Raw genomic sequence first — 13,811 nt, 5'->3', positions numbered from 1 at the left:
CCGGAGGCAGGTTTCACGTGAAACCGCGCCGAGGTTTCACGTGAAACCGGAGTGTCCGACGTGGCACTCTGGGCTGGTGGCTCTCACGGAGAACGGAAGCACCTCACTCGACCGCGCCCGTCTCTCGTCCCGAACCTCCCTGGGCGGGCTGCTCCGCGGCCGCGACTTCCGCCGCCTGCTGACCGCCCGGGTGCTCTCGCAGCTCTCCGACGGCGTGTTCCAGGTCTCCCTGGCTTCGTACGTGATCTTCTCCCCGGAGCGGCAGTCCAGCCCGGCCGACATCGCCTCGGTACTCGCGGTGCTACTGCTCCCGTTCTCGGTGATCGGCCCCTTCGCCGGGGTGATGCTGGACCGCTGGCGCCGGCGGCAGGTGCTCTACCTGGGCAACCTGGCCCGCTGCGGACTCGGGCTGATCACCGGCGCACTGCTGCTGGCCAGGGCGCCCGAGTGGCTGTTCCTCGCCGCCGCGCTGCTGGTGACCGCGCTCAACCGGTTCATCCTGGCCGGACTCTCGGCCGCCCTCCCCCGGGTGGTCGCCCCCGGGCAACTGGTCACCGCCAACTCGCTCTCGCCCACCGCGGGCACGATCGCCGCTGCCTGCGGCGGCGGCATCGGTTTCGCGGTTCACCAGATACTGCCGCCGGGCCCGCGGGCCGACGCCACCCTGGTGACCCTGGCCGCGCTGCTCTATCTGAGCGCCGCGCTGGCCGCCCGGCGGATCCCCCGCGGACTGCTCGGCCCCGACCCGCAACCGGACCGCCCGGCGCTGCACCGGGCCCTCGGCCTGGCGGCCAGCGAACTGGCCGACGGCGTGCGGCACCTGGTCCACGACTGCCGTCCGGCCGTGGGCGCGCTGGCCGTCGTCACGGTTTCCCGGTTCTGCTACGGGATCCTGGTGGTGACCGTGCTGATGCTCTCCCGGTACTCCTTCAACGATCCCGGCGACAGCGCCGCCGGGATGGCCACCCTCGGCACGGCGGTGGCCGCCTCGGCACTGGGCTTCTTCCTGGCCGCCCTGATCAGTCCCTGGTGCACCCGCCGGCTCGGGCTGGCCGGTTGGCTGACGACCTGCGCGGCCTCGGCGGCAGTCTTCGTGCCCGCGCTGGGACTGTGGTTCGCCGTCGGTCCGAGCATGGCGGCCGCCCTGCTGCTGGGCGTCATCACCCAGAGCATCAAGATCTGCGCCGACACGCTGGTGCAGGAGTCCGTCGAGGACGAGTTCCGCGGCCGGGTGTTCGCGCTCTACGACGTCCTCTTCAACGCGGCCTTCGTCGCCGCCGCCGGGGTGACCGCGCTGGTCCTGCCGCTGGACGGCCGCTCGGTGGCCGTCGTGGCCGGCACCGCCCTGGTCTACGCGCTCACCGCCGCGGGGTACGCCCGGGCCGCCAGGCGCGCACCCGTTCCGCCGCTGCCCCCGGCTCGTACCGGACCGGACGCCTCGACCGCCCCGGGCCCGGCGGCCGCCCGGCGGCCGGGATCTTCCGAACACCCCGGCCGCCGGACCACCTGACGATCTACTGGCGACACGTCAGCCCTGTGCGGCCCACCACTCCTTGAGCGCCGCGACCGCGCTGTCGTGGTCCATCGGGCCGTGCTCCAGGCGCAGCTCCAACATGTGCTTGTAGGCCTTGCCGACCTGCGGGCCCGGCTTCATCCCCAGGATCTCCATGATCTGGTTGCCGTCCAGGGCCGGGCGGATGGCGTCCAGCTCCTCCTTGGCCTTGAGCTGCACGATCCGCTCCTCCAGGGAGTCGTAGGTGCGTGACAGCGCGGCGGCCTTCTTCTTGTTGCGGGTGGTGCAGTCGGAGCGGGTCAGCTTGTGCAGGCGCTCGAGCAGCGGGCCGCCGTCGGTGACGTACCGGCGGACCGCGGAGTCCGTCCACTCCCCGCTGCCGTAGCCGTGGAAGCGCAGGTGCAGCTCGACCAGCCGGGCGACGTCCTCGGTCAGCTCCTTGGAGTACTTGAGCTCGCGCATCCGCCTGCGGGTCATCTTGGCGCCGACCAACTCGTGGTGGTGGAAGGACACCCGGCCGTCCGACTCGAAGCGGCGGGTACGCGGCTTGCCGATGTCATGCAGCAGCGCGGCGAGCCGCAGCGTCAGGTCGGGGCCGTCGGTCTCCAGCGCGATGGCCTGCTCCAGGACGGTCAGCGAGTGCTCGTAGACGTCCTTGTGCCGGTGGTGCTCGTCGCGCTCCAGGCGCAGCGCGGGCAGCTCGGGCAGCACCTGGTCGGCCAGCCCGGTGTCGACCAGTAGCCGCAGGCCCTTGACCGGGTGATCGGACAGCAGCAGCTTGTTGAGCTCGCCCTGCACCCGCTCGGCGGAGACGATCGCGATCCGCTCGGCCATCGCGGTCATCGCCGCGACCACCTCGGGGGCCGGGGTGAAGTCCAGCTGGGCGGCGAAGCGGGCGGCCCGCATCATCCGCAGCGGGTCGTCGGAGAAGGACTCCTCGGGGGTCGCCGGGGTGCGCAGCACCCGGGCTTCCAGGTCCTCCAGGCCGTGGTGCGGGTCGACGAAGCCGCGCCCGGGAAGGTCCACGGCCATCGCGTTGACGGTGAAGTCCCGCCGGACCAGGTCCTCCTCGATGGTGTCGCCGTAGCTGACCTCGGGCTTGCGCGAGGAACGGTCGTAGGACTCCGAGCGGTACGTGGTGATCTCGATCTGGAAGGAGCCCGCCAGGGTGTCCTTGCGGGCGCCGACGGTGCCGAAGGCGATACCGACGTCCCAGACGGCGTCCGCCCAGCCGCGCACCAGCTTGAGCACCTGCTCGGGCCTGGCGTCCGTGGTGAAGTCCAGGTCGTTGCCGAGCCGGCCGAGCAGGGCGTCGCGCACCGAACCGCCGACCAGGGCCAGCCGGTGGCCGGCCGCCTGGAAGCGACGGGCGATCTCGTCGGCCACCGGGGAGACCCGCAGCAGCTCCTGAAGGCCGAGGGTCTGGGCCTCGGTCAGTCCTGGGAGCGAGCCGGAGGCGGCGGTGCTGGAATGATTGGTGCTGGGCTCATTGGCAGTGGACACGGCTCACAAGGGTACGTGTCCGGCCCGGCCCGCCGCCTGTTGCTTTCCCGGCGGCCCCGCACACGGCCGGCTTTTCCCCCGCGCAGCCACCGGCCCGCAGCACTGGGCACGCGGCGGCGTCGTTACCATGCGGGGGGAACGGTACGGGCCACGGGCCCGCCCGGCGTGACGCGGGCGAGACCACGAGCCTGCCAGGGACCGGAGAGACCGGGTCCGAAACGGTCCGCGGCGGGAACCGTACGGCCATTTCTGCGGTACCTATTCATGCAGTGACAGCAGTGACTTTCCAGAACCACTGATCGCGACCGATCGAGAACGGCGAGGGCGAAGCGCGTGAGTGAGCCGGCACGGCACTCAGGGCTGAGGGCTTACGGAAGCGGCGGACGGACGGCCAAGCGCCTCGCCGCGCTGCTGGCGAGCGGGGCGGCCCTGCTGAGCACCGCACCGGCCGCGATCGCCGTCGCCGGGCGCCCCGCCCTCACCCCGACCGCGTCCTCCCCGGACTACCCGGCGAACGTGGCGATCGACACGGTCACCCCCACCGTGGTCGGGCAGAACGACGCCATCCTGGTCACCGGGCGGGTCACCAACTCCGGCGACTCCGCGCTGAAGAAGATCCATGCCGGTATCCGGGCCTCGCAGACCGGCCGGCCGCTGGGCACCAGGAGCGACATCGCGCGGGTCGCCGACCGCACCGAGCCCACCGGTCAGGACGGGGTCGACCTGGGCTCCCCGACCGCGGACATGGGCGACGTGCCCCCCGGCCAGACCCGCTCCTTCACGCTCCAGGTGAACCCCTCCGACCTGAAGATCTCCAAGGGCGGGGTGTACGAGCTCGCGGTGGACGTCTGGGGCGGCACCGCCGACCAGAGCCGGTCGCACGCACTGGGCATCGCCCGCACCTTCCTGCCGTACAACGCGGACCAGAGCGGCAAGCCCACCCAGATCGCCACCCTGTGGCCGCTGACCCACGCCCCCGAGCTGGTCGCGCAGACCATGCCCGACAGCGACCAGACGCCGGTGCTGCGCGACGACAACCTGGCCACCGAGCTGGCCGCCGGTGGACGGCTGTACAAGCTGGTCGACATCGGTGAGAAGCTGCCCGGTCTGACCTGGGTCGTCGACCCCGACCTGCTGGACACCGTGTACGCGATGACCAAGCCGTACCGGGTGCAGAAGCCGGGTACCGCGGGCGAGACGGCCAAGGAGGACAACACCGTCCCCGGCACCGGCCGGGCTGCCGCCACCGCCTGGCTGGCCAAGCTCCGTCAGGCCGTGACCACCGGCGGCGACGAGGTCGTCGCCCTCCCCTACGCCGACCCCGACATCGCCTCGATCGCCCACAACGGCGCACAGCTCGGCGGCATGGACACCACCCTGCGCAAGGCGGGCGCGGCCGGGCAGGTCACCGCGGAGGGGCGCCTGGCGACGGACATCCGGACCGATGTCGCCTGGCCCTACCAGGGCCGGCTGGACCGCCAGATCGTCGACGTCACCAAGACCGCCGGGGACAACCTCCTCCTGGTCGACGGCGACGACCTGTCCGACTCGCTCAACTACACCCCGAACGCTGCCCGCCAGATCGGCGACGGCCAGACCGCCGTGGTCGCCGACCACACCCTCTCGCAGCTGTTCGACACCGACCTGGCCACCGCCCAGGCCAGGACCTCGGCCACCCAGCGGTTCCTGGCCGAGACCATGACGATCACCCAGCAGCAGCCGGAGACCCAGCGCAACCTGCTGGTGATGCCGCCGCGCAACCTCACGGTGGGCACCGCCACCGCCCTCTCGGACGCGATCACCGCGGCCCAGAAGGGCAACTGGATCAGCCAGGTCAAGCTCAGCACGGTGGCCACCGCCACCCCCGACCCCGGTGCCAACACCAGCGTCCAGTCCCCCGGTGACTACCCGGGCAAGCTCCACGACTCCGAGCTGCCCGGCAGCGCGCTCGAGAAGACCATGGGCATGGAGGGCGGCCTCGACCAGCTGCTGACGATCTGCACCCAGCCGCAGCGGGTGCGCGGCCCGTTCAACGCCGCCATGGTCCGCTCGATGTCCACCGGGTGGCGTGACCGGCCCGACGACGGCCAGGCGTACCGCAACGGCGCCCAGGACTACCTCAACAACCTGGTCTCGGCGGTCAAGGTCCTGCCGAAGCGGGTCGTCACCCTGGCAGGCAACAACGGAACGCTGCTGGTCAGCGTCAAGAACGACCTCAACCAGGCCGTCGGCAACCTCCAGCTGCGACTGATCTCCGGCCAGGTGAACCGCCTCAACGTCGGCCCGCCGGAGAACGTGGTCCTGGAAGCCACCACCAGCCGGACCCTCCGCTTCCCGGCCGTGGCACAGGCCAACCGCACGGTGCAGATGACCGCGCAGCTGTGGACCACCGGGGCCGACCCGCAGCCGTACGGCCCGCCGATGACCTTCGAGGTCGATGTCAAGAACGTGACCTCGGGCGTGCTGTACGCGATCAGCGGCGGTGTGGTGCTGATCCTGCTCGGCGGGATCCGCTTCTACCTGCAGCGCAAGAAGCGGGCCGCCGAGGGCGGCACCGAGGGCTCGGCCGAACCCGCTGACCCCGCTGACCCCACCGAGCCTGCCGAGTCCACCCACTCCGCTGACCCCACCGAGCCTGCCGACTCCGCCGAGGACGGTGCGGCGGCCACCGGCCGGGACGAGGAGACGGACGCGGACGCTCGGTCGGCCGGGGACACGGGTGCGGACGTCCAGCCGGCAGAAGACGTCCAGCCGGCAGAAGCGGAGAAGGCCGCACAGCCGGCCGGAACGGCGGAGGCGGCCAAGGATGCCGACGCAAAGCCGGAGTCGACCGAAGATGCCCGGAATCGGGCCTCGGGTGATGAGAAGGTTGGTCCCTGACGGACGCCCACCCGGGCGACCACCCCGACCAGCGATGAGGTGGCATGAGCGAGCGGAGCGAGGCGCGAGCACAAGGCCAGGGCCGTAGCCAGGCGCACGACCGCGCCACCACTGCGCCGTCGGCGGGCTCTCCGGAGCCCGCCGACCGCGGTGATCGCCCGGACGCCGGTCAGAACACCTCGGACTGGTACCTGGCGGACACCTACGCCCAGGACCCGTACGCGGCCGACCCGTACCGCACCCCGGCCGACCCGGACCCGTACGGCGTCCGGCGTGCGACCGAGGAGACCCGGAAGGGCGAGGAGTCCGAGGCGACCGCCCCGCAGCTGCCGCCGCAGCCCACTCAGCGGCCCGAACCGAGCCTGACCGCGCCCGCCCCGCGCTGGGCCTCGGCCGCCCTCGACGAACTCCCGGACAGCACCGAGCCGGGCGCGCCGGAACCCGCCCGCCAGGGCTCCCCCTGGGACACCGAGACCACCGAGTACGTCGGCGTGGACGCGCTGCTGAGCGAGACGGGCGGCGGGAACGGCGGAAGGTCCGCCGAGGATCGGCCGTTCGTCCCGCCGATCGAGTTCGACCCGCCGCTCTCCGAGGCCGAGGCCGCGCTCCGGTCCGCCGCCGAGACACCGGCCGAGGACCCGGTCGAAGCCGGAACCGGAGCCGCCGCGGTCGCGGTCGAGGTGGCGGTGGCGAAGAAGCCCGGGCCGAAGACCGTCGAGGCGCCGCCCACCGCACCCGGAGGGGAACCGGCACCCGACCCCGCACCGGACGGCGATGGCGAGAGCGACGACGCGGGCGCGGGGGGCGGCGGGCGGACCGGCGGTCTGCTGAGCTCCAGCGCGGTCATGGCGGCCGGCACCCTGGTCTCCCGGGTCACCGGTTTCCTGCGCACCATGGTGATCGCCGCCGCGATCGGTGTCGGCACCATGGGCGACTCCTACAACGCCGCCAACACCCTGCCCACCCTGCTGTACATCCTGATCGGCGGCGGCGCGCTGAACGCCGTCTTCGTGCCGCAGCTGGTCCGCAGCATGAAGCAGGACGAGGACGGCGGCACCGCCTACGCCAACCGGCTGCTCACCCTGGTGATGACCGGGCTGGCCGGGGTCGCCTTCACGGCCGTGCTGGGCGCCCCGCTGCTGGTCCAGCTGATCTCCCATTCGCTGATGCGCGACCAGGCCAGCGCCGACACCACGGTCGCCCTCGCCCGCTACTGCCTGCCCACCGTCTTCTTCATGGGCGTCCATGTGGTGATGGGTCAGATCCTCAACGCCCGCGGGCGGTTCGGCGCGATGATGTGGACCCCGGTCCTCAACAACATCGTGGTGATCTTCACCTTCGGGGCGTACATCTGGGTCTTCGGCACCTTCCAGCACAGCGAGGTCACCCCGTCGAGCATCACCCCGGAGGGCGTCCGGCTGCTCGGCCTGGGCACCCTGCTCGGCCTCGCGGTCCAGGCGCTCTCGATGATCCCGTACCTGCGAGCCTCCGGCTTCCGCTTCAGGCCCCGCTTCGACTGGCGCGGCCACGGCCTCGGCAAGGCCGCGCGGCTGGCCAAGTGGACCTTCCTGTTCGTCCTCGCCAACCAGGCCGGCTACCTGGTGGTCACCCAGCTCGCCACCGCGGCCGGGCGCGCCGCCGAGGCCAGGGGCTACCTGGGCGCGGGCCTCGCCGCGTACTCCAACGCCCTGCTGATCTGGCAGCTGCCGATGGCGGTGATCACCGTCTCGGTGATGAGCGCCGTCCTCCCCCGGCTCTCCCGATCGGCCGCCGACCAGGACCCCGGCGCCGTTCGCGACGACCTCTCGTACGGGCTGCGCACCTCAGCGGTGGCCATCGTCCCCGCCGCCTTCCTCTTCCTCTCCCTCGGCCCGGTGATCGGCGGTGCCGTCTACGGTGTCGGCAACGGCGGCTCGGCCGCCGACGGCAGCACCGCGGTCGGCTACATGCTCTCCGCCTTCGCGCTCGGCCTGATCCCGTACTCCGTCCAGTACGTCCTGCTGCGCGGCTTCTACGCCTACGAGGACACCCGCACCCCGTTCTCCAACACCGTCTGGGTGGCCGCCTGCCAGGCCGGCACGGCGGTGCTCTGCTACCTTGTGCTGCCGGCCCAGCTGGCGGTCACCGGGATGGCATTCGGCTACGGCGCCTCCTACGCCGTCGGCGTGGCGGTGGCACTGCCCAGGCTCAGGTCCCGGACCGGCGGCCTGGACACCCCCCGGATCGCCAAGACCTACGTCCGGCTCGCCATCGCCAGCGTCCCCGCCTCCGTCGTCGGGTTCGCGATCAGCCTGCTGCTCCGCGGCGTGCTGGACGGCTGGCCGGGCAGCGTACTCACCCTCGTGGTGGCCGCCGCGGCACAGCTGACGGTGTTCACGGCGATGGCCAGGCGGATGCGGATCGAGGAGCTCAACGCGATGATCGGTATGGTGCGGAGCCGGATCGGACGCTGACCTGACGTCAACCGGTACGCCCGCCATCCGGCCCGAAGGGCCATCCGTTCACCGGCGGGCAACCACCGGGTCCCCTCAGCGGTCGTACCAGGGGAGGATGAGTGGGCACAATTGTCCTGGCACCACTCAGCCCCCGACGGGCCGGGCCGGCGGCCGGATTTCCGGGACGTTAACCGGGCGATACAAGGGGAGGCAGGACCACGGTGGCTGATGGCACCAAGGCGGTCGTCGACACGTCCGTCGCGGACGAGGCGGCGCTGGCCATGGCACTCGGCGACATTCCGAGCGACACATCGGGCGAGCAGCCGGGAGGCGACCTGGACGGCACCGCCAAGGGCACCGGGGACACCAAGGGGTCCGAGGCCGGCCGGCCCGCGAAGAACGGCCAGGCCGCCAGGAGCGACGGCCCCGCCGGGGCCGGCACCGGATCCGGCCGGACGGAGCCCGCCAAGAGCACCGGGGTCGGCGAGTCCGCCGCGCCGCTGTCCTCCGCCGAGATCGCCGCCGAGCTCGCAGCCGGTGCCGCCGCGCTCGCCGCCGCCGCGAAGGAGACGGCCGACGAGATCAACGAGGCCGCCGCATCGGCGGCGAAGGGGTCCGCCAAGCCCGCCGCCGCATCGGCGGCGAAGGGGTCCGCCAAGCCCGCCGCCGCGTCCACCCCGAAGCCCGGCGGCACGCCCTCCCCCGCCGCCAGCGCCCAATCCACCGCCACCCCGGCCGCAGGCGGCACCGGTCAGCTCCCCGCCGCCCTCCCCGCCCCGCTCCGGCACAGCGGCGACAAGATCGCCGGCCGCTACCGGCTGGAGGAGTGCATCGGCCAGTCCGAGAGCTTCAGCAGCTGGCGCGCGGTCGACGAGAAGCTCCGCCGCGCGGTCGGCGTCCACCTGCTCGCCGCCGGGCACCAGCGGGCCAAGGCCGTGCTCGCCGCCGCCAAGTCCGCCGCCCTGCTCGGCGACCCGCGCTTCGTCCAGGTCCTGGACGCGGTGCAGGAGGGCGAGCTGGTCTACGTCATCCGCGAGTGGCTGCCCGACGCCACCGATCTGGCCAAGCTGCTCGCCGCCGGACCGATGGAGCCGTACGACGCGTACCAGATGGTCCGCCAGGTCACCGACGCCATCACCGCCGCCCACCGGCGCGGCCAGGCCCACCTGCGGCTCACCCCGCGCTGCGTGCTGCGCACCGAGAGCGGCCAGTACCGGATCAACGGCATCGCCGTGGACGCCGCCCTGCGCGGCCTGACCAGCGAGGACGCCGAGCGCACCGACACCCGCGCCATCGGCGTCCTGCTGTACGCCGCGCTGACCCACCGCTGGCCCTTCCCGGAGGACCGGTACGACCTCCAGGGGCTGCCCAAGAGCCTCGGCTGCGTACCGCCGGACCAGGTCAAGGCCGGCGTCCACAAGGGCCTGGCCGAGCTGGCCACCCGAGCGCTGTGCGAGCCGCTGCCGCACAACCTGGAGCCGATCACCAGCCCGGAGGAGCTGGCCAAGGCGATCGCGCTGATGCCCAGGATCCGTCAGCCCGAGCCGCCCGCCCCACCGGCCTTCACCCCGCGCTACGGCAACCCGCGCCCGGCGCAGCCGCAGAACCGCCCCAGCCGGCCGGACGGCGGGCAGCCGAACAACGCCCGGCCGCTGGACACCGAACGGATCCCGCCGCGTCCGGCCCGCCAGCACCGCGGGCTGCGCACCTTCGCCAAGTGGACCGCCTCCCTGGTCGCGCTGGCCGCCATCGGCACCGGCTCCTGGCAGCTGGTGAGCACCCTGCACCACCAGACGGACCGCGGCACCGTCGCGGCCGGCACCTCGCCCAGCAGCGCTCCGAGCAACTCCGCAGGCGGCTCCACGGCGTCCGCCGGCGCCGACGACGGCGGCAAGCCGATCCGGATCACGGGCGTCACGTCGTTCAACCCGTACGGCGACCCGGAGCACACGCCGGAGCTTCCCAAGGCCATCGACGGCGACCCGTCCACTTCCTGGCCGACATCCGGCTACTTCGACAACGTCGGCGGCGCCTACAAGCCGGGCACCGGCCTGATGGTCGACCTCGGCTCCGCGCAGCGGGTCACCTCGGTCCACGTCCAGTTCGTGGGCAGCACCAAGGTCGAGCTGCGAGCCGCGCCCAAGGACACCTCCACCGCGCCGACCGTCGCCAAGGACACGCTCAACTCCGTCTTCGGCCAGCCCGTGGACTCGGGCCAGGGCGTGTCGGTCGACCTGAAGCCGCAGAAGCCACTGACCACGCGGTACCTCTTGATCTGGCTGACCAGCCTCCCCCAGGATACGGATGGCCGGTATCAGGGCCGGATCGCCGAGGTCCAGGTCAGCGGCTGAGCTGCCACGGGAGCCCGTCCCGATGAAGCCGCCGGACCAGAGGGGGGGAGACATGAGCGAGGAGCCCTCCGACGCCGACCTGCTGGCGCGGCACGGTGCCGGCGACCCGGACGCCTTCGGGGTCCTCGTCCGCCGTCACCGGGACCGGCTCTGGGCCGTCGCGCTGCGCACCCTCGGCGACCGCGAGGAGGCCGCCGACGCGCTCCAGGACGCCCTGGTCTCCGCCTTCCGCTCCGCGCACACCTTCCAGGGCCGGTCCGCCGTCACCACCTGGCTGCACCGGATCGTGGTCAACGCCTGCCTGGACCGTGCCCGCCGCGCCACCGCGCGGCGGGCCGGGTCCCTGGACGAGGAACCCCAGCGGCTGGACACCCTGCTCGGCAGCACCGAACCCGCCGAGACCTCGGTGGTCCGTGCGGAGCTCCAGCGCGAGGTGACCGCCTCGCTGGCCACCCTCCCGGTCGACCAGCGCGCGGCACTGGTCCTGGTGGACATGCAGGGCTACCCGGTCGCCGAGGCCGCCGAACTCCTCGGGGTGCCGGTGGGCACGGTCAAGAGCCGCTGCGCCCGCGGCCGCGCCAGACTGCTGCCGCTGGTCCGCCACCTGAGAGCCGCCCCGGCCGAGGACGACCCGGGCCCCGCCGCCTCCCCGGCGGCTGTTTCACGTGGAACACCGTCCGGCCCGGGCGGGAACCCGACCCGCCCCGGCCCCGTCAGAACAGCGGGCCGCCAGCTGCCCGAACAGGTCCTGGAAGGAGATGTGACCTCGCGATGACGTCTGGTACCCCCTCCTGGACCGCTGCCGACGGCGCCGACCCGCACCCCGGCACCGAGCTGCTCGCCGACCTCGCCGAGGACCTGGCCGACCCGGACCTGGTCCCGGGCCTCCGCCGGCACCTCGCCGAGTGCCCGGACTGCGCGGACAGCTTCGTGGCCTTCGCCGAGGTCCGGGACCTGCTGGGCGCGGTGGAGGCGCCACCGCTGCCCGCCGACATCGCCGAGCGCATCGACGCGGCCCTGGCCGCCGAGGCCGCGCGCCTCCCGGTGGCAGAGCCGCGCCCGGCGGCCGCGCAACCGGCCGAACCCGGCCCGGCCGAAGCACAACTGACCGGAACACAACTGACCGGAGCACAACTGGCCGAACCGCCGATGGCGGAGCCCGACGGCCCCTTCGGCCCCGCCTCGTCCGGCGAGCGCACCGCCCGGCCCGTCAGGGGGGCGTCGGCCCCACCCGGCCGTCCGGCGGACCGGACCCGGCCCGGTTCGTCCACTGCCGCCTCCCCGGGGCCCGGCGGTCCCGGGCGTCCCGCTCCGGCCGGGCGCCGCCGCCGCGGACGGCTCGTGCTGGGGGCCGCCGCCCTGATCGCCGTCCTCGGGATCGGCGGCGCTCTGATCGTGCGACAGGACGGGGCACACGTCCGGGCGAACGACACCTCGGCGACGGCCGCCTCCACCGCGGTCGCCCGTCCCACCGGCGGACCGGCCACCCAGGGCGCCGACGCCCAGCATCCGGCGGCCGCCGCCGGGGAGGGCGGCCCGGTCTTCCAGGACGACCAACTCGCGGCACAGATCAACCAGTTGGTCGCCGCGAAGACCACGCCCAAGATGCCCTCGGCGGCCGGTGCGCAGCCGGAGGCGGCCCAGACGCCCGCGCTCGGCAGCCGGCTGTCCTCCGCCGTCCCCAGCTGCCTGGACGGCGTCGCGGGCGGCATCTCCGGCACCCCGCTCGCCGTCGGCCGCGGCCGCTACGGCGGCGCCGAGGTGACCGCCCTGGTCTACCCGCTTCCGGACCGGCCCGACAGCCTCGACGTATACCTCGTCACACCGTCCTGTCCGGGCGCCACCGTGGTGCTGCACCGCGTCCTGCCCGCTGGCTGAGCCGTCCTCCCACCGCCCCGCCGGAACGGAGCCCGCCGGCCGGTGACCGCATCCCGCCCACGGCTCGGGCGCCTGCTGCACGGAGCCCCGGGAATGAGCGACACTGGTGAGTCGTTGTCCGGGTCGGCGGAGAAGCCGCCCTCCCCGCAATAGCGCCCAATCACACGGCCCGAGCCGTGCGATGCGAACCAGGAGATGCAGTGAGCGACGACGTCCGCAACGTGATCATCATCGGCTCCGGCCCCGCCGGGTACACGGCCGCGCTCTACACCGCCCGAGCCTCCCTCAAGCCGCTGGTCTTCGAGGGCGCCGTCACCGCCGGCGGTGCGCTCATGAACACCACCGAGGTCGAGAACTTCCCCGGCTTCCGCGACGGCATCATGGGCCCCGAGCTGATGGACAACATGCGGGCGCAGGCCGAGAAGTTCGGCGCCGAGCTGATCCCGGACGACATCGTCGCGGTGGACCTCACCGGCGACGTCAAGACCGTCACCGACTCCGAGGGCAACGTCCACCGGGCCCGCACCGTGATCGTCACCACCGGCTCCCAGCACCGCAAGCTCGGGCTGCCCCGCGAGGACGCGCTGTCCGGCCGCGGCGTCTCCTGGTGCGCCACCTGCGACGGCTTCTTCTTCAAGGGCCAGGACATCGCGGTGGTCGGCGGCGGCGACACCGCGCTGGAGGAGGCGACCTTCCTCTCCCGCTTCGCCAACAGCGTCACGGTGATCCACCGCCGCGACACCCTGCGCGCCTCCAAGGCCATGCAGGAGCGCGCCTTCGCCGACGAGAAGATCACCTTCGCCTGGGACAGCGCGGTCCAGGAGATCCACGGCGACCCGAAGCTGAGCGGGGTGACGCTTCGCGACACCACCACCGGTGAGACCCGCGAGCTGGCCGTCACCGGCCTGTTCATCGCGATCGGCCACGACCCGCGCACCGAGCTCTTCAAGGGCCAGCTCGACCTCGACGCCGAGGGCTACCTGAAGGTCGAGTCCCCCTCCACCCGCACCAACATCCCCGGCGTCTTCGCCGCCGGCGACGTGGTCGACCACACCTACCGCCAGGCCATCACCGCCGCCGGCACCGGCTGCGCCGCAGCCCTGGACGCCGAGCGCTACCTGGCCTCGCTGGCCGACCTGGAGGCCCAGGCCGCCACCGTCGCGGCCTGACCCGAACCCCACCCGGCGGAGGTCCCGCTCACAGCCTGGCCGCGCCGCTGTTTCACGTGAAACACTCCCCGACGACGTGGAA

At 73.2% G+C, this 13,811-nt stretch carries 8 protein-coding genes; 7 read left to right on the top strand and 1 reads right to left on the bottom strand.

The window, feature by feature from the left end; translation table 11 throughout:
• Positions 1-76 precede the first annotated feature (76 nt).
• Complete coding sequence (locus ABD369_RS26345) at positions 77-1,510, top strand: MFS transporter (protein ID WP_425557778.1); 1,434 nt, start codon at positions 77-79, stop codon at positions 1,508-1,510.
• An 18-nt stretch (positions 1,511-1,528) separates the two neighbouring features.
• Here ABD369_RS26345 and ABD369_RS26340 read toward each other — a convergent pair whose 3' ends face one another.
• Complete coding sequence (locus ABD369_RS26340; protein ID WP_344639055.1) at positions 1,529-2,950, bottom strand: CCA tRNA nucleotidyltransferase; 1,422 nt, start codon at positions 2,948-2,950, stop codon at positions 1,529-1,531.
• A 399-nt stretch (positions 2,951-3,349) separates the two neighbouring features.
• On the opposite strand from ABD369_RS26340, the gene ABD369_RS26335 reads away from it, so the two are divergent.
• From ABD369_RS26335 to trxB, 6 genes are all read left to right on the top strand, one after another.
• Positions 3,350-5,896: a DUF6049 family protein gene (locus tag ABD369_RS26335; RefSeq protein WP_344639022.1), complete on the top strand. Its 2,547-nt coding sequence runs from the start codon at positions 3,350-3,352 to the stop codon at positions 5,894-5,896.
• A 44-nt stretch (positions 5,897-5,940) separates the two neighbouring features.
• Complete coding sequence (gene murJ, locus ABD369_RS26330; RefSeq protein ID WP_344639021.1) at positions 5,941-8,349, top strand: murein biosynthesis integral membrane protein MurJ; 2,409 nt, start codon at positions 5,941-5,943, stop codon at positions 8,347-8,349.
• A 203-nt stretch (positions 8,350-8,552) separates the two neighbouring features.
• A complete protein-coding gene (locus ABD369_RS26325; RefSeq protein WP_344639020.1) occupies positions 8,553-10,682 on the top strand; it encodes a protein kinase family protein in 2,130 nt (709 codons plus the stop codon).
• Positions 10,683-10,734: 52 nt separating this feature from the next.
• Entirely contained in the window at positions 10,735-11,457 is a 723-nt protein-coding gene (gene sigM, locus ABD369_RS26320) for an RNA polymerase sigma factor SigM (RefSeq protein WP_344639019.1), read from the top strand.
• Complete coding sequence (locus tag ABD369_RS26315) at positions 11,454-12,560, top strand: hypothetical protein (RefSeq protein WP_344639018.1); 1,107 nt, start codon at positions 11,454-11,456, stop codon at positions 12,558-12,560. Before sigM ends, ABD369_RS26315 begins: the two co-directional genes overlap by 4 nt.
• 200 nt (positions 12,561-12,760) lie before the next feature.
• Positions 12,761-13,729, top strand: coding sequence for a thioredoxin-disulfide reductase (gene trxB / locus ABD369_RS26310; protein WP_344639017.1), 969 nt, complete (start codon positions 12,761-12,763; stop codon positions 13,727-13,729).
• The last annotated feature ends 82 nt before the right edge of the window (positions 13,730-13,811 follow it).

Source organism: Kitasatospora cystarginea (genome assembly GCF_039533515.1).
GTDB classification, from domain to species: domain Bacteria; phylum Actinomycetota; class Actinomycetes; order Streptomycetales; family Streptomycetaceae; genus Kitasatospora; species Kitasatospora cystarginea.
This window is presented reverse-complemented; position numbering and strand designations above follow the sequence as displayed.